Here is a 20,397-nt window from a genome sequence, read left to right as displayed (position 1 = left end):
GTTCTCCGGTATCGAACCGGAAACGACGAAGGGATGACGGTGGCGATGAACGCACTGCACCGCAGCCTCGGCGTGCACCGGGTGCTCGAACCGGCCGGCGTGCTGCCCCAGGCAGCCCACCGGCTGGACGCCGACCCGCGGATCGGCCCGGACGAGGTCCGCATCGCCGTGCAGCGGCTCAACCTCGACGCCGCCTCCTACCGGCAGCTGGCCGAGGAGCACGACGGGGACGGCGACCGGGTGCGCGCCGCCGTGCTCGGGATCGTCGGGAGCCGGGGCAAGATGCACAACCCGGTCACCGGCTCGGGCGGGATGCTCATCGGCGTCGTCGACGAGGTGGGCGACGACTCCCCGCTCGGCCTGGAACCCGGTCAGCAGGTGGCCACCCTCGTCTCCCTCACCCTCACCCCGCTGCGGCTCACCGACGGCCTGGCGCAGTGGGACGGCCGCAGCGAGCAGGTGCCCACGGCCGGGACGGCGATCCTGTTCGCCCGCTCGATCGCCGCCGTCCTCCCCGACGACCTGCCCCAGGAGGTGGCGCTGGCGGTGCTCGACGTCTGCGGCGCCCCGGCGGCCACCGAGCGGGTCGTGCACCGCTCGGGTCACCGGCCCTCGGTCGCCGTCCTTGGCGCGGCCGGCAAGTCCGGCTGTCTGAGCCTGGCCGCCGCCCGGGACGCCCGTGCGGGCCGGCTGGTGGGCGTGGTCCGCGACGAGCGGGAGGCCACGGCGCTGCGGGCGGCGCGGCTGGCCGACGAGGTGGTCGTGGCCGACGCCACCGACCCGCTCGCCGTCGCCGCCGCGGTCGGTCAGCCGGTCGACGTCACCGTCGTCTGCGTCGACGCCCCCGGCGCCGAGCACGGGGCGGTCCTCGCGACGGCCGACGGCGGCACCGTGGTCTTCTTCTCCATGGCCACGTCCTTCTCGGCGGCGGCCCTGGGAGCTGAGGGGATGGCGGCGGACGTGACGATGCTCGTGGGCAACGGCTACACGCCGGGGCACGCAGCCCTGGCGATGGACCTCTACCGGCACTCGCCGGGTGTGCGGTCGCTGATCGAGCCCCGGGTCCGCGCCTCGTGAGCGGGCTGCTCATCCGGGACGTGACGGTCGGCGACCGGCCCGGCCGTGCCGTCCACGTCGTCGACGGGCGGATCGCCTGGCTGGGTGCCGTAACCGATGCACCCACGGCCGGCCGGGTGCTGGACGGCGGGGGAGCGCTGCTGACCCCTGCGTTCGTCGACGCCCACGTGCACGCCACCGCCACCGGCCTGGCGCTGACCGGGCTGGACCTGCACGGCGCCGACAGCCTGCGGTCCGCGCTGACCGGCGTCACCGCCCAGACCACCGCCGCCCCCACCGGCACGGTGCTCGGCACCGGCTGGGACGAGACCGCCTGGCCCGAGGGCCGCGGGCTCACCCGGCACGACCTCGACGCGGTGGTGGGGGAGCGGCCGGCCTACCTGGCCCGGGTCGACGTGCACTCGGCCACGGTCTCCACCGCCCTGCTGGACCGGGTGCCCGGCATCACCGAGCTGCCCGGGTACAGCCCCGACGGCCGGCTGCGGCTCGATGCCCACCACGCTGCCCGCCAGGCCGCCTACGGGTCGGTGCCGCCGGGCCAGCGGCGCAGCGCCCAGCGGGCCACCCTGGACGCCGCGGCCGCGCTGGGCATCGGCAGCGTGCACGAGATGGCCGGCCCGGAGGTGTCCAGCGCCGAGGACCTGGCCGGCCTGCTCGCGCTGGCCACCGAGGCGCCCGGGCCGCGGGTGGTCGGGTACTGGGGCGAGCTGTCCGAGCGCGGCGGGCTGGACGTCGTCCGGGAGCTCCGGCTGGCCGGCGCCGGCGGTGACCTGTTCTGCGACGGCGCGTTCGGCTCGCACACCGCGGCGCTGAGCATCCCCTACGCCGACCGGCCGGAGACCACCGGCGCGCTGCGCTTCGACACCGCGGCCCTCGTCGAGCACGTCCGCGCCTGCACCGTCGCCGGGCTGCAGGCCGGGTTCCACTGCATCGGGGACGCCGCCGTCGACCAGGTGCTGGTCGCGGTCGGCGCGGTCGTCGCGGAGCTGGGCCGGGACGCCGTCCGGGCCTGCCGGCACCGCCTGGAGCACGTGGAGATGGTCGGCGACGCCGCGATCGACCAGCTCCACCGGTGGGGGATGGTCGCCAGCGTCCAGCCCGCCTTCGACGCAGCCTGGGGCGGGCCGGCCGGCATGTACGCCGAGCGGCTGGGCGCCGAGCGGGCCGCCGGCTGCAACCCGCTGGCCGACCTCGTCGACGCCGGGGTGGCGGTCGCCATCGGCAGCGACGCCCCAGTCACCCCGCTGGACCCGTGGGGCGGGGTGCACGCCGCGGTCGACCACACCACCCCCGGCTCCGGCATGCGCCCGTTCGACGCCTTCGACGCGGCGACGCACGGCGGCTGGGTCGCCATCCGCGCAGAGCACCCGGAGGGGCCGCTGGCGGTCGGTGCGCCGGCGGACCTGGCGCTGTGGGCGACCGAGCTGACGCTCTCCGCCGTCCTCGCCGCCCGCGCCCGCCCCACCTGCCGCCAGCTGATCGTCGCCGGGGAGCCGTGTTGACCGTCACCTGCCCGGATCCGACCCGACACGGGGGAGTGCGATGAGCCGACTGCAGCTGGACCAGGCGCTGGTGGCGCGGGCGCGGGAGCTCGCCGCCCGGGCGGCGGCGCCGGTGGTGGACCTGGCCGCGACCTACACGACCGTCTCGGTGGAACGGGCCACGCTGCGGCTGGCCGGGTTGACCGGCACTGACCCTCTGGACGGCGACGGCGAGGTGCCGTGGGTGAACCGCGTGGTGGACGCGGTCCGCGACCAGGTCGGTCTGGAGCACGGCGTCGCCCTGCCGGTCTGGCACGCGCTGGGCTCCGGCGGCACGCTGCAGGACCTCGCCGAGCAGGTCGGCGCCGGCACCGCCCGGTTCACCGTGCCCGAGGGTGCCGCCGCCGACCGGGCCCGGGAGGCCGCCCGCGCCGCCGTCGGTGCCGGGATCGCCCGGATCGACGCCAACCGGGCCCGGCGGGAGGAGCTGGTGGCCACCCACGGCGACCCACCCCGCCGTCCGTGGATCTACCTGATCGTGGCCACCGGCGACATCCACGAGGACATCCCGCAGGCCCAGGCCGCCGCCCGCGCGGGGGCCGACGTCATCGCCGTCATCCGCTCCACCGGGCAGTCGCTGCTGGACTACGTGCCCGAGGGCGCCACCCGCACCGGCTACGCCGGCACGTACGCCACCCAGGAGAACTTCCGGCTGATGCGGGCCGCGCTGGACGACGTCAGCGCCGAGCTCGGCCGCTACGTCCGGCTGACCAACTACGCCTCCGGGCTGTGCATGCCGGAGATCGCCGTCCTGGCCGGGCTGGAGCGGCTGGACATGATGCTCAACGACGCGATGTACGGGATCCTCTTCCGCGACATCAACCCGCACCGGACCTTCGTCGACCAGCGGTTCAGCCGGATGGTGCACGCCCGCGCCGGGATCATCATCAACACCGGCGAGGACAACTACCTCACCACCGCCGACGCCGTCGACGAGGCGCACACCGTCACCGTCAGCCAGCTGCTGAACGAGCGGCTGGCGCACGAGGCCGGCCTCGAGGACTGGCAGCTGGGCCTGGGTCACGCCTTCGAGATCGACCCGGCCGTCCCCGAGTCGTTCCGGCTGGAGCTGGCGCACGCGCTGCTGGCCCGCGGGCTGTTCCCGGACGCGCCGCTGAAGTGGATGCCGCCGACCAAGCACATGACCGGCGACGTGTTCCGCGGCTACCTGCTCGACGGGTTCTTCAACCTGGCCGGGGCGCTGACCGGTCAGGGCATCCTGCTGGTCGGGATGATGACCGAGGCCGTGGTCACCCCCTGGTTGAGCGACCGCGACCTGGCGCTGCGCAACGTCCGCTACGTGCTCGAGGCCGCCGGGAACCTGCACGAGGACTTCGCCCCCCAGCCCGGCGGCTTCATCGACCGCCGGGCGCACACCGTGCTGACCGAGGCGGTCGAGCTGCTGGAGCGGATCGCCGCACACCCGCAGGGCCTGATCCAGGCGATCGCCGACGGCACCTTCGGGATCACCAAGCGGTCCCCGGACGGCGGCAAGGGCCTCGACGGCGTCGTCCGCAAGGCCGCCGACCACTTCGACCCGGCCACCGAGCTGCTCACCCGCGAGGTGTCCCGTGCCTGACAAGGGCCAGAATCGCGACTTTGGCCCCTCGGAGGGCGCGAGCGTCGTCCGGCCGTACGGGGACACCACCGGCGACGGGATGGTGCAGACGTCGTTCACGCTGCCCGTCCCGCCCGGGCCCAGGGCCGACGGCGCCGCGCTGCAGCTGGCGCAGAAGATGGGCATCGAGCCGGCGATGGTGGTGCACAGCGCCGGCATCGGATCCGGGGGTGGGGCGGCGGGCGACAGCGCCGCCTTCACCTTCTTCGTCGTCTACGGCAGCGTGCGGCACCTGGTCGACCTGGACGCCGTCCACGTCGAGGAGCGCCCCTACCCGCTGCTGTCCCCGGGCGAGGTCAACGCCGCGGTGAAGACCCGGCTCCGGCGCAGCCTCGTCGTCCTGGGCGCGTGCATCGGCACCGACGCGCACACCGTGGGCATCGACGCGATCCTCAACCTCAAGGGCTTCGCGGGGGAGAAGGGCCTGGAGTACTACCGGGAGCTGCAGGTGGCCAACCTCGGCGCCCAGGTCAGCGTGCCGGAGCTGGTGCACGCGGCCCGGGCCCGGAAGGCCGACGCCGTGCTGGTCTCCCAGGTGGTCACCCAGCGGGACGCGCACCTGCGCAACACCCGCGAGCTGGCCGGGGCGTTCCGCGAGGCGATGGGGGAGTCCCGGCCGCTGCTGGTCGTCGGCGGCCCCCGCTTCGACCCGGCGATGGCCGCCGACCTGGGGGTCGACAAGGTCTTCGGCCGGGGGACGACGCCCGGCGAGGTCGCCAGCTACCTGGTGCACGCGCTCGTCCCCGAGGAGGAACCGTCATGACCGACGCCCAGGTCGGGCTCACCGTCACCCACCGCCGCTACGTGCCGTACGCGCACGCCCACTACGGCGGCTCGCTCGTCGACGGGGCTTACACGCTCGGCCTGTTCGGCGACGTCGCGACCGAGGTGGCGATCCGCACCGACGGTGACGAGGGGTTGCTCGCCGGCTACTCGGCGGTCTCCTTCCTCGCCGCGGTGCAGGCCGGCGACGTCCTGGAGGCCTCCTGCGAGGTGGTCCGGATCGGCCGCCGCAGCCGGGAGCTGCGCTGCTGGGCCGACGTGGTCGCCCGTGCCGACCCCTCCCGCGGCGCCTCGGCCGCCCAGGTGCTCGACCCACCGCTGCGGGTGGTGGAGGCGGTGGCGACGCTCGTCGTCCCCAGCAGCCCTGCCTGACCCCGCCGGGACATCCGGACGCCACCCGGTGTCCCACTGCGGTGACGCTCCGAACCACTGGTCGCGAGGGGTTCCCCGACGTCCGCTCGGTGCCTAGGGTCGGGGTCGCCCCATCCCGGGAGACCGGGGTGTGCTTCCCCCTCGGCACAGTCGCGCGCTCGTCCTCGGTGACGCAGTCCGGTGACGCACCTCGCGTCGCCGGCTGCGTGTCCCCGCCAGGCCGAGGGGGAGCCGCGGACGGCGAGGGTGCACATCCCACTCCCGACGTCCGCTCCGGCGGGGCCCCGCGTCACCAGACAACGGAGCAGCGGCCGCAGCCAGCGGCCGGTGTCCCGGCCCGAAGGCGCGGGGTGCCCCGGGACGGACGCCGGGCGGGGAGAGCTGCGGCGGTCGCCCCGCCCGGAGTGGGATGCTGGACGTGGTCGTGGCGTCCGTGCCACGACCGGGTCCGCGCAGCACGCCGGGTCCCAGGCGTCCCGGGTCCGACCCGGGCCAGCGCGAAGGCGGCGGTGCCGGCAGTGGTGGCGACCGGCACGGTGGAGTCAGCCACCTCGAGCACCCCGGCGGAGCCCCCGGCCCCCCGTCGTCGGTGGCCCTGGCGCACCGGCGTTGCGGCAGCCGGTGGCCTGGCGCTGTACCTCGCCTTCCCCGGGCACGACCTGTCCGGGCTGGCCGTGCTGGGGCCGGCCGCTCTCGCCCTCGCCGTCCGCGGCGAACGGGCGCGCGGCGGGGCGTGGCTGGGGCTGGTGCTCGGCCTGGTCTTCCTGGTGCCCCTGCTGTCCTGGACGGGCATCTACGTCGGCGCATTCCCCTGGCTGGCACTGGCGGTGTTCGAGGCGCTGTACTTCGCGCTCCTCGGCGGCGCCCTGGCCGCCACCTCCCGGTTGCCCGCCTGGCCGTTGTGGGCGGCTGCGCTGTGGGTGGGCGCCGAGGCGCTGCGCGGCCGCCAGCCGCTGGGCGGGTTCCCGTGGGGACGGCTCGGTTTCAGCCAGGCCGACGGGCCGTTCACCGCGCTGGCGGCCTACGGCGGTGTCCCGCTGGTGAGCTTCGCGGTCGCGCTGACCGGCACGCTGCTGGCCGCCGGCCTGGTCGGCCTGCACCGGGCCACCCGCCGGCCCGGAACCGCGGAGCGGCGAGCCGGACGGCGCGGAGCAGCCCTCGCGCTCGTCGGTGCGCTCGCCGTCCCCCTGGTCGGGGTGCTGGCGGAGCTGCCGCTGGCGGGGTCGTCGCTGACCGCGGGCGGACCCGACCGGACGGTGGCGGTCATCCAGGGCAACGTGCCGCGGGCCGGGCTGGACTTCAACGCCCAGCGGCGGGCGGTGCTGGACAACCACGCGAACCAGACGCTCGAGCTGGCCGCAGCCGTCGAGCGCGGTGAGGCCGCGCAGCCCGACCTGGTCATCTGGCCGGAGAACAGCTCCGACATCGACCCGTACAGCAACGCCGACGCCGCCCGGGTCATCACCCGCGCGGCGGTCGCCATCGACGCGCCGATCCTGGTGGGCGCGGTGGTGCAGCTGCCGGGGGAGTACGTGGCGAACACGGCCATCGTCTGGGACCCGGTGACCGGCCCGGGGGACACCTACGTCAAGCGGCACCCCGTGCCGCTTGCGGAGTACGTGCCGGCCCGGCCGTTCTTCCGGTTCTTCAGCCCGCTCGTCGACCGGGTCACCGACTTCGTGCACGGCACCGAGGTCGGCATCCTGGACGTCGGCGGGGCGCGGGTCGGCGACGTCATCTGCTTCGAGGTCGCCTACGACGGACTGGTCTCCGACGTCGTCGACGCCGGCGCCGGGATGCTGGTCGTGCAGACCAACAACGCGACCTTCGGCTACACCGACGAGAGCGCGCAGCAGCTGGCGATGAGCCGGCTGCGGGCGGTCGAGTACGGCCGCACGGTCGTGGTCGCGGCGACCAGCGGGATCAGCGCCGTCGTCGCCCCGGACGGCTCCCTCGTGCAGCGCTCCGAGCTGTTCACCGCCGACACCTTCGTCGAGGAGATCGCCCAGCGGGACTCCTCGACCGTCGCCGAGCGGCTGGGCGCGGCCCCGGAGTGGGTGCTGAGCGCTCTGGGCGTGGGCGCCGTCCTGGCGGTGGCGTTCCCGGCCCTGGCCCGGCGCCGGGCCGAGCGCGGCCGGTGACCGGCCCGGCGGCCCCCGGGCCGGTGCTCGTGGTGGTCCCGACCTACGAGGAGGTCGGGAACCTGGCGGCGGTCCTGGACCGGCTGCACGCGGCGGTCCCGACCGCGCACGCCCTGGTCGTCGACGACGCCTCGCCCGACGGCACCGGCGAGCTGGCCGACGCCCGGGCCGCGGCCGACGAGCGGGTGCACGTGCTGCACCGCACCGCCAAGGCGGGACTGGGCCCGGCCTACGTCGCCGGTTTCCGCTGGGCCGAGCAGCACGGCTATGGCGTGGTGGTCGAGATGGACGCCGACGGTTCGCACCCGCCCGAGCGGCTCCCGGCGCTGCTGGCCGCCCTCGCCGACGCCGACCTGGTGCTGGGATCGCGGTACGTGCCCGGGGGAGAGGTGCTCGACTGGCCACCGCACCGGCTGGCGCTGTCCCGGCTGGGCAACCTGTACACCCGGTGGGCGCTGCGGCTGCCGCTGGCCGACGCCACCGGCGGGTTCCGGGCGGCTCGGATGGAGCTCGTCCGCCGGTTGCCCTTCGACACGGTCGCCAGTCAGGGCTACTGCTTCCAGGTCGACTGGGCCTGGCGAGCGGTCCGGGCCGGTGCCCGGGTGGTCGAGGTGCCGATCGCCTTCAGCGAACGCACAGCCGGGCGGAGCAAGATGAGCGGTTCGATCGTTGGAGAAGCACTGGTACGGGTGACCTGGTGGGGCATCCTGGACCGGCTGGCCGATCGGCTGCCGGGCCGGGTGGCCCGTCCCGTGCCAGCACGAGCCCGGGACGGGCGGCGGCCCAGGGTCCTCCGGTAGGGAGGACCCACCGCCCCGCGGGCGGAGGGAGAACGCATGGCCACCAGCCACACCGCCCCACGACGCAGGTCGTCGGGGCTGCGGACGGCGATCGGGCTGGGGGCCCTGGCCGAGATCGTCGTCTACGTCCTGGTCGCCTCCTGGATCGGACTGGGCTGGACGATCCTCGCCACCCTGGCCACCAGCGCGCTGGGCTGGGCGCTGCTGGCCCGGCAGGGCACCAAGGCCCTGGGGGAACTGCGGCTGCGCGCCGAGGAGCACCGGGCGCCCGGCCGGGCCCTGGGCGACGCCGGCCTGGTCGCCCTCGGTGGGCTGCTGATGGTGCTGCCCGGCTTCCTGGGTGACCTGCTGGGCCTGCTGTGCCTGCTGCCGGCCACCCGCGCCCTGCCCCGCGCGCTGATCACCCGCGGCCTGCTGCGGCGACTGCCGGACCGGCTGCGCGGCCCGGTGTACGTGCGCTCGACCCGCACCGAGCCGGTCGCCGGCCCCGACCAGCCGTTCCGGGCCGGGCCGGCCAGCCGCGTGATCGAGGGCGAGGTCGACCCGGAGCGCACGGACCCCTGACCGCCCCCGGACACGGCACGGCCCCGGTGGGGAGTCCCACCGGGGCCGTGCCGTGCTCAGCTAGCGCGAGCGCAGTCCGAGACGCTCAGGACGCCTTGGTCCGGCGACCACGGAGCACCTCGAGGCGCTCGGCGAGGACCTCTTCCAGGTCGTCGACCGAACGACGCTCCAGGAGCATGTCCCAGTGCGTACGCGGCGGCTTGACCTTCTTGGGAGCCGGCTCCGCGCCCCCGACCAGCTTGGCGGCCGAACCGTCGTACTTGCACTCCCAGGTGTCGGGGAGCTCGGCGTCATCGGCGAAGGGCACCGTGACGAGGTGCCCCTGGGCACACCGGTACTCGGCGTACTGCCGCTCGATGGGCGCGGTGTTGCGCTCGGTCTCATAGCTCACGCTGCCCAGTCGGCTTCCGCGTAGCGAACGCTCGCCCATGGCACACCGTCCTCTCGTGCTGATGTCGGTCAGATCTGGACTGCCCGGGCAGCCGCATGCTCACGCATCCGGTGCGGGGTGTCGCAGGGGTCAACGACAGATGAAGGAAAGAGATTCCACGTCGTCAGCTGAACATCATCGCACGGGGTGACGTATCAGCGCTCAACCACCCCGACGGGTGAGCACCCGACCGGTTCAGCGCAGGGTCAGCTGCCCCGGCACGGTCGGCGTCGGGCCCAGCTGACCGCGGGAGTAGTGCCGCCGGCACAGCACCTGGTAGCGGACGGCGGCGTCCCCGGCGGACGCGACCTCGGGGACGGCCGCCGGCGGCTGCGGTGCCGGCGCGGTGTCGGCGACCACCACGGTCGCCCCCTCGCGCACCACGGCGCCACCGACCACCCGGGCGTTGAGCAGGCCGGGCAGGCCACACCAGCAGAGCACCTCGACCTGCACCCGCTGCACGTCGTCGGCCAGCTCGAACAGCCGCTGGGTGCCCGGGAACAGCCGGGTGCGGAAGTCGGTGGTCAGCCCGAACGCGTAGACGTCGACGTGGGACTCGTCGACCAGCTCGGCCAGCTGCTCGGCCTGCGCGCCGGTGAGGAACTGCGCCTCGTCGACGATCAGGTAGTCGACCCGCTGCCCGGCGGCCCAGCGGTCGCGCACCAGCAGCCGGACGTCGGTGTCGGCGTCCAGCTCGATCGCCGCCCGCTGCAGCCCGACCCGGGAGCTGATCTGCGGGGTGCCGGAGCGGTCGCCCTGGGTCAGCAGCAGCCCGTGCCGGCCCTGCCGGCTCTGGTTGTGGTCGACCTGGAGGGCGAGGGTGGACTTCCCGCAGTCCATCGGTCCGTGGAAGAAGACCAGGTGGGCGGGGGCCGGGTGCCGACGACGGTCACCGGCGGCCGGGACGACGTCCAGCGAGGCGTCGAGGGCGGCGAGCTGACCGGCGGGGGGAGTGGGGGTCACAGACGCTCCGGAGGGGTGTTGCCGGCTTCGACGATCGCGCGGCGCATGTCCAGCCGGGCCAGCAGCCAACCGCCGGCGACGAAGAAGAAGACGAGGCTGAAGATCGCGTAGCGGTAGGACTCGGTGAGCTGGTAGGTCAGGGCGAACAGGAACGGGCCGAGCCAGCTGGTCCCACGGTCGCTGATCTCGTAGAAGCCGAAGTACTCGGCCTCCTTGCCCGGCGGGATGAGCTGGCTGAACAGCGAGCGGGACAACGCCTGGGTGCCACCGAGCACGAAGCCGATGCAGACGGCGAGCAGGTAGAACTGGACGACGGCGCCCGACTGCACGAAGTACGCGGCCACCAGGACGCCGACCCACAACACCAGGCTGCCCAGCACCGTGCGCTTGGCACCGACCACCATGGCGATCCGGCCCATCCCGATCGCCCCGAAGAAGGCGACCACCTGCACCAGCAGGATCGCCGAGATCAGCGTCGACTGGTCGAGGTCGAGCTCCTCGGCGCCGTACTGCGCCGACACCCCGATGATCGTCTGCACGCCGTCGTTGAACAGCAGGTAGGCGCCGAGGAACCACAGGGTGAGCCGGTACCGCCGCAGGTCGCGCAGCGTCGCGGCCAGCTGCCGGAAGCCCCCGGAGAGCGCCCCCTGCCCGGGTGGGACCGCCACGGCGGACTCGCGCGGGCGCCGGTTGCGCAGCAGCGAGACGCTGACCACGGTGAACCCGGCCCACCAGATCCCGGCCGAGGCCAGGCAGATCCGCACGGCCTCACCCTCGGTCAGGCCCAGCGCCTCGTACTGGGAGAACAACGCCAGGTTGCCGGCCAGCAACAGCGCTCCACCCAGGTAGCCACAGGCCCAGCCGCGGCTGGAGACGGCGTCCCGCTCGTCCGGACCGGCCAGGTCGGGCAGCCAGGAGTAGTAGACGACGGTCGCCGCGCCGAAGGAGAGGTTGGCCGCGATGAAGAGCGCGGCGCCGAGGAGGTAGCGCTCACCGGCGACGAAGAACAGCGACATGGTGCACAGCGAGCCGAGGGCGGCGAAGGCGGCCAGCAGCTGGCGCTTGGCGCCGCTGCGGTCGGCGACGGCCCCGGTGATCGGCAGCACGAGCACCTGCAGCACGACCGACAGCGACAGCACGTAGCCGAACCAGCTGCCCGGCGGGACGCTGATGCCCAGCGGGTGGATCCGGCCGTCGGCGTCGGCGGCCGCCTCGGCGATCGAGGTGAGGTAGGGCGCGAGGAAGACGGTCGTCACCGAGGTGTTGAAGACCGACATCGCCCAGTCGTAGGAGTACCAACCGGCGCGTTCGCGGCGCAGCGCCTGGTCCGGCGGCGGTGCGGGGTCGACCTGCGGGGCGGCGCTCACCGGCGCAGGGTGCCAGGCTCGGGGACGACGGTCCAGCACCGGCACGGCTGCCCGTACGTGCCGTGCCCGTCCGTGCCGCGCGCGGCCGGTCGGTCCAGGGCCGCCTGGCGGACGACCCTCACGCGCCGGTCCACTGCCCCCGGGACACCAGCAGGTCGCGGAGCATCGCCGGCCGGTCGGTCATCACGCCGTCGACGCCCAGGTCGAGCATCTCGGTGGCCTCCGCCTCGCTGTCGACGGTCCAGACGTGCACCTGCAGGCTCCGGGCGTGTGCGGCGGCGATGAACCGCTCGTCGACCAGCGGGCGGCCGCCCAGGGCCAGCGGCACCTGCGCGCACCCGGCCTGGATCCGCACCAGCCCCGCGGCGCGCGGCGAGTAGGAGGACAGCCGGAGCGCGGCGACGCCCTTGGGCCCCAGCGAGGTGCAGACGTCCGGGCCGAAGAGGCGTCGCGCCGCGGCGATGCGGGCGTCGGAGAAGGAACCGAGGCAGATCCGGTCCTCGACGTTGAGCCGCCGGATGCTGTGCACCAGCGGCGCGAGCACGCCGGCGGCCTTGATGTCGAGGTTGAACCGGACGTCGGGCCAGGCGCCCAGCAGGTCCTCCAGCCGCATGATCGGCTCGCGGCCGCCGATCAGCGCCGTGCGCATCTCCCGCCAGGGCAGGGTGTCGACCCGGCCGGTGCGGTCGGTGACCCGGTCCAGCGTGGGGTCGTGGAAGACCACGAGCTCGCCGTCGTAGGTGACCCGGACGTCGGTCTCGATGTACCGGTAGCCCAGCTTCACGCACGCCTCGAAGGCCGGCTGGGTGTTCTCCAGGTGCTCGATGGCCCCACCGCGGTGGGCCATCGCCACCGGGGTCGGCCCGTCGAGGAAGGCGTAACGCGAGCCCGGCACGCCCCCACGCTAGTGCGGTGGTCCGTGCCGTGTCGGAGGTGGTCCAGGTCGCGGGGCCCCCGCCGCCCGGGAGCGGCCTCGGGCGTGTCCACGGCGGACGGGCGGGCGGGGCGTCTACCGTCCCTGCCGTGGCAGTAGAGCAGGGCGTCGAGGCCCGTCTGGTCCCTCGTTCGCGGCGTCCCGAGGGCGAAGAGCGACGTTGCGGCTGGTGCCGCAGCGTCCTGCCGGCGCAGGAGTCAGTGGGCCGGCCCCGGCTCTACTGCGGCCAGGCGTGCCGGCAGCGGGCGTACGAGCAGCGGTCGGCGACGGCCAAGGCCGGACTGTCCGCGGACGTCGTGCTGGTGACCCGGGCCGAGCTGGACGGCCTGCAGGACCGGCTGTACCAACTGCGCTGCGCCATCGAGGACGTCCAGACGCTGCTCACCGAGAAGCCCACCAAGGTCGAGCTCGAGCGGTCCCTGGCCGAGCTGGTGCGGTCGACCGGTCGGCTGGATCGGCTCTGGCTGAACGGCAAGGCCGCCGGCTGAGCCACTCGGCGGCTGACCGAGGAGTTGGCCGCCAATGCGTCACAGTGACGTTTGTCACGTAAGCACACACCCGGTCCCAGGGGGAGTGGCACCCAGGTTCTCGATCGGCTTCGCACGGGTGTGCGTCGAGCCGCCGGGACACCTCCGTGAGTCAGTGTCGGAGAGGGTGGGGGCGCCCGAGCCGGCACTCGGGCGCTACGGCTCGCCGTGCGACCACGCGGAGCGATGATCATGGTCGACCGAGACCCTGCAGCGCGGTCATTCCGTCAGAGTGACGTATTGGAGCCTGACCAGCAGGACCAGGGAAGTTGAGCAGGGAGTGGTCGCGGCCGCCGATGACGACGACGATCGACGTCCGCCATGTCCGGATCCCGGAGACCCATCAAGATCGCCCGATCAGTCGGCGGGCCCGAGATGATCAACATGGCATTGCGGCCATCGGCGTTGAACTCGTGCAGCACGCCGCAGGACGCGCACCGGCGCCCGGAGATCGGACGTGAAGCCGTGGCAACTCGACGCCGATGACCGGATCGGTGCCCAGTCGCCACGCGCTGCCGCATGTTGCGTCTCGGACCAGCCAACGGGCTCATGAACCCCCTCCGACCAGCCTCTTCCAAAGCGCCGATAATCGACATTATGTCAAGTAGTAGCCGATCAGCGCTCCACTGTCAGCGGTGACGACCTCGGCACGCTGGTGCCGCGGAGCGACCGCGTGCGTAGGGTGACCCGTCAGCCACCGAACAGGAGCGACGATGCGACGACAGTCGGCAGCATTCCTGGTCGCCACGTTCTCCCTGCTCGGCACGTCAGCGTGCTCCTGGCTCTCCGACACCCCGCCCGAGCCCTCCACGCCGGGTGCCGCGCCGGTGGCTGTCGACACCGAGGCCCCGTACGTGGCGTCGACCGACGACGCCGGCGCCACCATCCTGCTGGAGCAGGAGCACACCGGCTCGCACGTCTTCGAACTGCCCACCGGCGGCGATCACCCGGTGCTGCACGTCGGAGGCGACTGCGGTGAGGAGCACGCGGGCCAGTCCGTGACGATCGGGATCGGTGACGACCGGGCCGTGTGGCAGGGGCAGTTCACCGTCCCGTGTGCCGGCTCCGGCGGTGGTGCCTCCATCAGCTACCCGACCGAAGAGTTGCCGAGTGCGCCGACCCGGCTGTACGTCACGACCGGCGACGACGTGCACCATGCCGTGCGCGTGTGGGGCAGCGACTCGCCATCAGTCGGGTCGTGACCTGACTCCCCCCGCGTTCGTGACCTGACGGCGACCTGGGCGGCGAACGACGCCGCTCAGCCGGAGAAGGTCACCTCCTGGGTGTCCACCACTCCGGCCGTACGACCGGGCGCCGCCTGGAACCGCCAGTAGAGGTTCGTGTGCGCGATGACCTGCTCGACCGGTGGTGCACCCCAGTCGGTCTTGTCGCCGGCGGTGTGCGCATCGCCGACGAGCGTGACGTCGTAGCCCCGGGTGAAGGCGCCGTGGATGGTCGACCGGATGCACGCATCGGACTCCGCCCCGGCCACGACCAGGCGGCCCACGGCGAGGTCGGACAGCACCTCTTCGAGATCGGTGCCCTCGAACGAGTCGCCGTAGGACTTGTGCACCAGCGGCTCTGACTGCCGGCGCACCAGCTCGGGGACGTACTCCCAGGCATGACTCCCCTGCACCAGCTCCTCGTCGGAGTGCTGCACCCAGACGACCGGGGCACCGACACCACGGGCCTTCTCGACCAGGGCGCTGATGTTGCCGACCACCTCGTCGCGGCCGGGCGCCTCCCCCACCACCCCCTGCTGTACGTCGATGACGACGAGGGCGGTGTTGGGCCGGTCGGGCAGCGTGCTCATGATGTTCTCCCTGCTGGTCAACGGCTCGTGCGACGTCGCCGACGCTAGACCGGGAGTCCGACAGGAAAGTGATCTCGGACGCGGAGGTGTGTTGCGCCGCGAAACCAGGTACGGAGGCGATCATGGAGCTCCTGGCGACCTTCGGTGTCGTGCTCGCGCTGGCGGCCCTCCTCTCGGGGCTGGCAGCCCGGACCCCGCTGTCCACGTCCCTGCTGGTGCTGGTCGCCGGAGCCGTGCTCGGGCCGGGGGTGCTGGGCGTCGTCGACATCCACGCCGACAACCCGATCGTCTCGACCCTCGCCTCCATCGCGCTGGTCACCGTGCTGTTCACCGACGGTCAGCACCTGTCCATCGGGCAGGTGCGTGACACCGCACGGCTGGCCGGGCGTGCGCTGCTGCTGGCCATGCCCCTCACCGCGCTGGGCATCGCCGCACTCACCGTGCTCGTCACCGATCTCGGCTGGCTCCCGGCGTTCCTGATCGGTGCGGTCCTCTCCCCCACCGACCCGGTGTTCGCCGCAGCCATCGTGCAGCGCGACGAGATCCCCCAGCGGCTCCGTCGGCTGCTCAACGTGGAGAGCGGCATCAACGACGGGTTGGCCCTGCCGGTGGTGCTCATCCTGCTGGCGCAGGGCGGGACGCCGCAGGGCTCCACCGAACCCCTCGTCCTCATCGGCGAGCTCGTCGGCGGCGTGGCGCTGGGCATCGCCGTCCCCTTCGCGGTCAAGGGCCTCACCAGACTGCCCGGCTTCAACGCCGGAGCGGCACCGGCGCTGCTGGTGCTGGCTGCCGGCCTGACCTTGTTCGGCGTCGCCGAACTGACCCACACCAACCCCTACCTGGCCGCCTTCGTCGGCGGCGTCACCTTCGCGACGATCCTGCCCGAGGTCCGCGAGGCGTTCGCCGAGCTGGGCGAGCAGCTGTCCGAGGCGGCCAAGCTGCTGGCACTGCTCGTCTTCGGCGGCCTGCTCACCCCGACGCTGCTGGGCAGCGTGCCGATCGGCGGCTGGGTGCTGGCCGCACTCTCCCTGGTGCTCATCCGGCCGGCGGCACTGCTCGCCTCGCTCACCACGTCGCGGCTGCCGATGAACCAGCGGGTGGTGGCGGCGTGGTTCGGACCGAAGGGGTTCGCCTCGGTCGTCTACGGGCTGCTGGTGCTGGAGAGCGGCGCACCGGAGGCGCAGGAGGAGTTCGCCATCATCGCCGCGGTGGTCGCCGTCTCGATCATCGTGCACAGCTCCACCGACGTGCCGGTCGCCCGGTGGTTGCGCAACCGCACCGGCGGCCAGGACGACGGCCTCGGTGGTGAGCCTGGCGCCAGCCCGCAGGCCACCCCGACACCGACCGAGCACCGCTGAAGCGCGGCTGGCCGGCGCTCAGCGGACCCCGGCCAGCCGCCCCTCGCCCCGGGGCGCCCCCGGGCCTCGGGGCCGAGGTTGGTCGTTCCCTCTGGTGAAGGACGGCATTGTTGGGGATAACGGTCGTACGGAACGATGTCGGGTTTGCCGAGCGGGGCAGGTCGGTAGGGGGCGCAGGGCGCCTTCCACGTGCCATGACGCGGCCGAGCCCGCGGCCGACCCACTCGAGAGGAACCGCCCGTGCCCAGCAGGATCGAAGACTACGGACTGATCGGGGACCTGCAGACCGCTGCGCTGGTCGGCAAGGACGGCTCGATCGACTGGCTGTGCCTGCCGTCCTTCGACTCCGCTGCCTGCTTCGCCGCGCTGCTGGGCGACGAGCGCAACGGCCGGTGGCAGCTCTCACCGGTCGGAGCGGGCACCTGCACCAGCCGGCGCTACCGGGGTGACTCCCTGGTGCTGGAGACCGAGTGGGAGACCCCGACCGGGACGGTGCGGGTCATCGACTTCATGCCGCCGCGGGGCGAGAGCCCCGACGTCGTCCGCATCGTGGAGGGCGTGTCCGGTCAGGTGTCGATGCGGCTGGACCTGGTGCTCCGGTTCGACTACGGCCACCTGGTGCCCTGGGTCCGTTCGGTGGACGGCGACCTGGTCGCCGTCGCCGGTCCGGATGCGGTCTCCCTGGCCACGCCGGTGCAGCTGCACGGGCAGGACCACACCACCTCCGCCGAGTTCGAGGTCACCGCCGGCGAGCGCGTCCCGTTCGTGCTCACCCACCACGCCTCGCACCTCCCCCGGCCCGAGCCGGTCGACGCCGAGGAGGCGCTGACGAGCACCGAGGCGTTCTGGGCCGAGTGGATCGGCCACTGCAGCTATGACGGCGAGTGGGGGCCGGCGGTCCGCCGCTCGCTGATCACCCTCAAGGCGCTGACCTACCGGCCCACCGGCGGGATCGTCGCCGCCGCGACCACCTCCCTGCCCGAGGAGCTCGGCGGCAGCCGCAACTGGGACTACCGGTACTGCTGGCTGCGCGACGCGACGTTCACCCTGCAGGCCCTGCTCGGCACGGGGTACCTCGAGGAGGCACGGGCCTGGCGGGACTGGTTGCTGCGCGCCGTCGCCGGTGACCCCGCCGACCTGCGGATCATGTACGCGCTGGACGGCTCCCGCCGGATCCCGGAGTACGAGCTGCCGTGGCTGCCCGGGTACGAGGGCTCGGGGCCGGTGCGGGTGGGCAACGCCGCCGCCGGGCAGTTCCAGCTCGACGTCTGGGGCGAGACGCTCGACGGGCTGCACCTGGCCCGCGAGTCGGGCCTCTCCCCCACCGAGGACGCCTGGGCGGTGCAGAAGGAGCTGCTGGCCTTCCTGGAGGGCGTCTGGGACACCCCGGACAACAGCCTGTGGGAGGTCCGCGGCGAGCCCCGGCACTTCGTGCACTCCAAGGTGCTGGCCTGGGCCGGGGTCAACGGCGCGATCGAGGCGGTGGAGCGGCACGGCCTCGACGGGCCGGTCGAGCGCTGGCGGGAACTGCGCCAGCGCATCCACGACGACGTCTGCGCCCGCGGCTACGACGCCGAGCGCCGGACCTTCACCCAGTTCTACGGGTCCGAGGGGTTGGACGCCGCCCTGCTGCTCATCCCCCAGGTCGGCTTCCTGCCCTGGGACGACGAGCGGGTCGTGGGCACCGTGGAGGCGGTGCAGCGCGAGCTCACCTCCGACGGCTTCCTGCTCCGGTACCACACCCACGCCGACGGCCGGGTCGACGGACTGCCGGGTGAGGAGGCGCCGTTCCTGCTGTGCAGCTTCTGGCTCGCCGACGCGCTCAACGGCATCGGCCGCACCACCGAGGCCCGGGAGCTGTTCGAGCTGCTCCTGGGCCTCGGCAACGACCTCGGGCTGATGAGTGAGGAGTACGACCCGCGGACCGGCCGGCACCTGGGCAACACCCCGCAGGCGTTCAGCCACGTCGGCCTGGTCAACACCGCCCGGCACCTCAGCGGGCAGGTGCGGATGCCCGGCGAGCACGCCTGAGCGGACCAGACCCGCAGCCCGGCTCGGTCACCCGTCGTCGCGGACCAGGCAGAACGGGTGGCCGGCCGGGTCGAGCAACACCCGGACGTCCGGTTGCGGCTGGTCCTGGGCGAGCGTGGCGCCCAGGGCGACCGCCTCCGCCACGGCGTCGTCGAGGTCCCCGACCTGGACGTCGAGGTGCATCATCGGCCGCTGCTCCCCCGCGACCGGCGGCCACACCGGCGGCTCCGCCCAGCCTGGCCTGCACCGACGGCGCACGTCCAGCACGCGGACGGCGCTGATCCGCCACCCGCGAGCACGGGCGGCGGATCGGCGCAGTGGGATCAGGCGACCTCGGTCCGCAGGATGCGCAGCCAGCCGAGCACCATCGGCAGCAGGACCCACAGTGCCGCCGAGGTGCCGAACTGCAGCCAGCCCTGCGCGTCCAGGCCGTCCTCGAACAGCGGCATCGAGGTGGTCGACAGGTCCAGCCAGTCCCGCACCCAGTCCAGCGCGGCCACCAGGCTGACCAGGATGGTGAACACCGTCGGCAGCACGAAGTACAGGACGATCGCCAGGGGCGAGCTGAGCAGCAGCATGCCGAACGCGACACCGGCCAGCACGGTCACCACCTGGACGACGAGCACCTGACCCACCAGCGCGGCGCTGATGCCCCAGTCCCGCTCCGAGTCGGAGAAGACCGGCGTGAGTCCCGTCGCGACCACCGCGGCCAGCGCCGCGACGGCCACCCCGAGCACGGCCAGCACCGTGGCCGCCAGCACCTTGGCGACGAGCACCCGGGAGCGGCGCGGCACCAGGGTGAACGTCGTCATGGCGGTGCGCTGGGACCACTCGCTGGTCACCAACAGGATGCCCAGGACCGGCAGCAGGATGCTGATCGGCAGCTGGGTGAACCCGAAGTGGTCGGCGAACGTCTTGGGCGCGTCCTCGACGAACAGGGAGAGCGCCACCACCGCGAGCACAGCCAGGCCGATGACGATCAGCAGCCACCGCCCGGCGCGGGTGTCGTAGGACTTGCGCAGCTCCACCCGCACCAGCTGGAGCAGGGACGGCGCCGGATGGTCCGCCAGCGTGCGCGGCCGGTCGGGCGTGAGGGTCGCGGTGCTCATGCCTGCACCTCCTGGACCTCGTGGGAGGAACCGGTGAGCGAGCGGAAGAGGTCCTCCAGCCCCGCTCCCCCGGCGGCCCGCAGTTCGGTCAGCACGACGCCCGCCGCTGCCACCGCCTGCCCGACGGCGAGGGCCTCGGCGTCGGCCACCAGGGCGTCGTCCGGGCCGGCTGAGACGCCGATGCCGGCCACCTCCAGCGCCTTGGCCAGCAGGGCCCGGTCCGGACCGCGCACCAGGGTGCCGCCGGTGCCGGCCAGCAGCTCGGACTTGCTGCCCTGCGCGACGATCCGCCCGCCGGAGATGACCACCAGCTGGTCGGCGACCGCCTCCACCTCGTGCAGCAGGTGGGAGGAGAGGAGCACGGTGCCGCCGCGGTCGGCGAAGTCGCGCAGCAGCCCACGCATCCAGAAGATGCCCTCCGGGTCCAGCCCGTTCGCCGGCTCGTCGAGCACCAGCACCTGCGGGTCGCCGAGCAGCGCGGTCGCCAGGCCCAGCCGCTGCCGCATCCCGAGGGAGTACTGGCCGACGCGCTTGCCGGCCGGCCGCCCGGCCAGGCCGACCCTCTCCAGCGCCTCGTCCACCCGGCGCCGGTCGACGCCGAGGACCCGGGAGGCCAGGGTGAGCACCTCCCGCCCGGTGCGCCCACCGTGCTGGGCACCGGCGTCGAGCAGCACGCCCACCGAGCGGCCGGCGTTGGGCAGGTCGCGGTACCGGCGCCCGCCGACGGTCGCGGTGCCGCTGGTCGGCTCGGCCAACCCGACCAGTGCGCGCATCGTGGTGGACTTGCCGGCGCCGTTGGGGCCGAGGAAGCCGGTGACGGTGCCCGGTGGACAGGAGAAGGAGACGTCGGCGACGGCGAGCTGCCCGCCGTACGCCTTCGTCAGGTGCTCGATCGTGATCATGGTGCAGACCCTGCTCCGACCGACCGGCTCCGCGCATCGGCCAGAAGTAGGTGATCACCCGCTCTCC

At 73.7% G+C, this 20,397-nt stretch carries 20 protein-coding genes; 12 read left to right on the top strand and 8 right to left on the bottom strand.

Features of this window, described 5'->3' with window-relative positions:
- Positions 1-33 precede the first annotated feature (33 nt).
- The 8 genes from O2V63_RS08190 (at position 34) to O2V63_RS08155 (ending at position 8,896) form a co-directional block, all read left to right on the top strand.
- Entirely contained in the window at positions 34-1,077 is a 1,044-nt protein-coding gene (locus O2V63_RS08190; protein ID WP_269167050.1) for an L-erythro-3,5-diaminohexanoate dehydrogenase, read from the top strand.
- Positions 1,074-2,579 carry an amidohydrolase gene (locus tag O2V63_RS08185; protein WP_269167049.1) on the top strand — a complete coding sequence of 502 codons (1,506 nt, stop codon included), beginning with the start codon at positions 1,074-1,076 and terminating at the stop codon, positions 2,577-2,579. Before O2V63_RS08190 ends, O2V63_RS08185 begins: the two co-directional genes overlap by 4 nt.
- Positions 2,580-2,619: 40 nt before the next feature.
- Positions 2,620-4,197 (top strand): lysine 5,6-aminomutase subunit alpha, encoded by a 1,578-nt coding sequence (locus O2V63_RS08180; RefSeq protein ID WP_269167048.1) that lies wholly within the window; start codon positions 2,620-2,622, stop codon positions 4,195-4,197.
- Positions 4,190-4,999 (top strand): OAM dimerization domain-containing protein, encoded by an 810-nt coding sequence (locus tag O2V63_RS08175; protein ID WP_269167047.1) that lies wholly within the window; start codon positions 4,190-4,192, stop codon positions 4,997-4,999. The genes O2V63_RS08180 and O2V63_RS08175 overlap by 8 nt, the downstream gene beginning before the upstream one ends.
- On the top strand, positions 4,996-5,391 hold the full coding sequence (locus tag O2V63_RS08170) for a hotdog fold domain-containing protein (protein ID WP_269167046.1): 396 nt from the start codon (positions 4,996-4,998) through the stop codon (positions 5,389-5,391). Before O2V63_RS08175 ends, O2V63_RS08170 begins: the two co-directional genes overlap by 4 nt.
- Before the next feature lie 509 nt (positions 5,392-5,900).
- A complete protein-coding gene (lnt, locus tag O2V63_RS08165; protein ID WP_269167045.1) occupies positions 5,901-7,532 on the top strand; it encodes an apolipoprotein N-acyltransferase in 1,632 nt (543 codons plus the stop codon).
- The gene (locus O2V63_RS08160; protein WP_269167044.1) at positions 7,529-8,332 is read left to right on the top strand and encodes a polyprenol monophosphomannose synthase; all 804 of its coding nucleotides are present in this window, start codon (positions 7,529-7,531) and stop codon (positions 8,330-8,332) included. The genes lnt and O2V63_RS08160 overlap by 4 nt, the downstream gene beginning before the upstream one ends.
- 36 nt (positions 8,333-8,368) lie before the next feature.
- The gene (locus tag O2V63_RS08155) at positions 8,369-8,896 is read left to right on the top strand and encodes an FxsA family protein (RefSeq protein WP_269167043.1); all 528 of its coding nucleotides are present in this window, start codon (positions 8,369-8,371) and stop codon (positions 8,894-8,896) included.
- An 85-nt stretch (positions 8,897-8,981) separates the two neighbouring features.
- Here O2V63_RS08155 and O2V63_RS08150 read toward each other — a convergent pair whose 3' ends face one another.
- The 4 genes from O2V63_RS08150 to O2V63_RS08135 form a co-directional block, all read right to left on the bottom strand.
- Positions 8,982-9,326 (bottom strand): RNA polymerase-binding protein RbpA, encoded by a 345-nt coding sequence (locus tag O2V63_RS08150; RefSeq protein ID WP_269167042.1) that lies wholly within the window; start codon positions 9,324-9,326, stop codon positions 8,982-8,984.
- Between the two features lie 195 nt (positions 9,327-9,521).
- The gene (locus O2V63_RS08145) at positions 9,522-10,289 is read right to left on the bottom strand and encodes a thymidine kinase (protein WP_269167041.1); all 768 of its coding nucleotides are present in this window, start codon (positions 10,287-10,289) and stop codon (positions 9,522-9,524) included.
- Positions 10,286-11,656 (bottom strand): MFS transporter, encoded by a 1,371-nt coding sequence (locus O2V63_RS08140; RefSeq protein ID WP_269167040.1) that lies wholly within the window; start codon positions 11,654-11,656, stop codon positions 10,286-10,288. Before O2V63_RS08140 ends, O2V63_RS08145 begins: the two co-directional genes overlap by 4 nt.
- A gap of 118 nt (positions 11,657-11,774) precedes the next feature.
- Positions 11,775-12,551, bottom strand: coding sequence for a glycerophosphodiester phosphodiesterase (locus O2V63_RS08135; protein WP_269167039.1), 777 nt, complete (start codon positions 12,549-12,551; stop codon positions 11,775-11,777).
- A gap of 239 nt (positions 12,552-12,790) precedes the next feature.
- On the opposite strand from O2V63_RS08135, the gene O2V63_RS08130 reads away from it, so the two are divergent.
- On the top strand, positions 12,791-13,078 hold the full coding sequence (locus tag O2V63_RS08130) for a hypothetical protein (RefSeq protein ID WP_269167038.1): 288 nt from the start codon (positions 12,791-12,793) through the stop codon (positions 13,076-13,078).
- Between the two features lie 752 nt (positions 13,079-13,830).
- A complete protein-coding gene (locus O2V63_RS08125) occupies positions 13,831-14,319 on the top strand; it encodes a hypothetical protein (protein WP_269167037.1) in 489 nt (162 codons plus the stop codon).
- 56 nt (positions 14,320-14,375) lie between these two features.
- Here O2V63_RS08125 and O2V63_RS08120 read toward each other — a convergent pair whose 3' ends face one another.
- Positions 14,376-14,930, bottom strand: a complete 555-nt coding sequence (locus O2V63_RS08120) for an isochorismatase family protein (RefSeq protein WP_269167036.1) — start codon at positions 14,928-14,930, stop codon at positions 14,376-14,378.
- Positions 14,931-15,052: 122 nt separating this feature from the next.
- On the opposite strand from O2V63_RS08120, the gene O2V63_RS08115 reads away from it, so the two are divergent.
- Both O2V63_RS08115 and O2V63_RS08110 read left to right on the top strand, forming a co-directional pair.
- Positions 15,053-16,288, top strand: coding sequence for a cation:proton antiporter (locus tag O2V63_RS08115; protein WP_269167035.1), 1,236 nt, complete (start codon positions 15,053-15,055; stop codon positions 16,286-16,288).
- A 240-nt stretch (positions 16,289-16,528) separates the two neighbouring features.
- On the top strand, positions 16,529-18,319 hold the full coding sequence (locus O2V63_RS08110) for a glycoside hydrolase family 15 protein (protein ID WP_269167034.1): 1,791 nt from the start codon (positions 16,529-16,531) through the stop codon (positions 18,317-18,319).
- A gap of 27 nt (positions 18,320-18,346) precedes the next feature.
- Here the strand turns inward: O2V63_RS08110 and O2V63_RS20725 are convergent, their stop codons facing one another.
- The 3 genes from O2V63_RS20725 to O2V63_RS08095 are packed head-to-tail and all read right to left on the bottom strand — an operon-like array spanning position 18,347 to position 20,330.
- Positions 18,347-18,703: a VOC family protein gene (locus tag O2V63_RS20725; protein WP_331253833.1), complete on the bottom strand. Its 357-nt coding sequence runs from the start codon at positions 18,701-18,703 to the stop codon at positions 18,347-18,349.
- Positions 18,643-19,428 (bottom strand): hypothetical protein, encoded by a 786-nt coding sequence (locus O2V63_RS08100; RefSeq protein WP_269167033.1) that lies wholly within the window; start codon positions 19,426-19,428, stop codon positions 18,643-18,645. The genes O2V63_RS20725 and O2V63_RS08100 overlap by 61 nt, the downstream gene beginning before the upstream one ends.
- Positions 19,425-20,330 (bottom strand): ABC transporter ATP-binding protein, encoded by a 906-nt coding sequence (locus O2V63_RS08095; protein ID WP_269167032.1) that lies wholly within the window; start codon positions 20,328-20,330, stop codon positions 19,425-19,427. Before O2V63_RS08095 ends, O2V63_RS08100 begins: the two co-directional genes overlap by 4 nt.
- Positions 20,331-20,397: the final 67 nt, after the last annotated feature.

Origin of the sequence: Modestobacter sp. VKM Ac-2977, from assembly GCF_026968045.1 — a bacterium.
Lineage (GTDB): Bacteria > Actinomycetota > Actinomycetes > Mycobacteriales > Geodermatophilaceae > Modestobacter.
This window is presented reverse-complemented; position numbering and strand designations above follow the sequence as displayed.

What these genes read in the sequence shown, in the direction of transcription:
- O2V63_RS08190 (WP_269167050.1), top strand. Translation starts at nt 34, where the DNA reads ATGACGGTGGCGATGAACGCACTGCACCGCAGCCTCGGCGTGCACCGG.
- O2V63_RS08180 (WP_269167048.1), top strand. Translation starts at nt 2,620, where the DNA reads ATGAGCCGACTGCAGCTGGACCAGGCGCTGGTGGCGCGGGCGCGGGAG.
- O2V63_RS08170 (WP_269167046.1), top strand. Translation starts at nt 4,996, where the DNA reads ATGACCGACGCCCAGGTCGGGCTCACCGTCACCCACCGCCGCTACGTG.
- O2V63_RS08155 (WP_269167043.1), top strand. Translation starts at nt 8,369, where the DNA reads ATGGCCACCAGCCACACCGCCCCACGACGCAGGTCGTCGGGGCTGCGG.
- O2V63_RS08150 (WP_269167042.1), bottom strand. Translation starts at nt 9,326, where the DNA reads ATGGGCGAGCGTTCGCTACGCGGAAGCCGACTGGGCAGCGTGAGCTAT.
- O2V63_RS08125 (WP_269167037.1), top strand. Translation starts at nt 13,831, where the DNA reads ATGCGACGACAGTCGGCAGCATTCCTGGTCGCCACGTTCTCCCTGCTC.
- O2V63_RS08120 (WP_269167036.1), bottom strand. Translation starts at nt 14,930, where the DNA reads ATGAGCACGCTGCCCGACCGGCCCAACACCGCCCTCGTCGTCATCGAC.
- O2V63_RS08115 (WP_269167035.1), top strand. Translation starts at nt 15,053, where the DNA reads ATGGAGCTCCTGGCGACCTTCGGTGTCGTGCTCGCGCTGGCGGCCCTC.
- O2V63_RS08100 (WP_269167033.1), bottom strand. Translation starts at nt 19,428, where the DNA reads ATGAGCACCGCGACCCTCACGCCCGACCGGCCGCGCACGCTGGCGGAC.
- O2V63_RS08095 (WP_269167032.1), bottom strand. Translation starts at nt 20,330, where the DNA reads ATGATCACGATCGAGCACCTGACGAAGGCGTACGGCGGGCAGCTCGCC.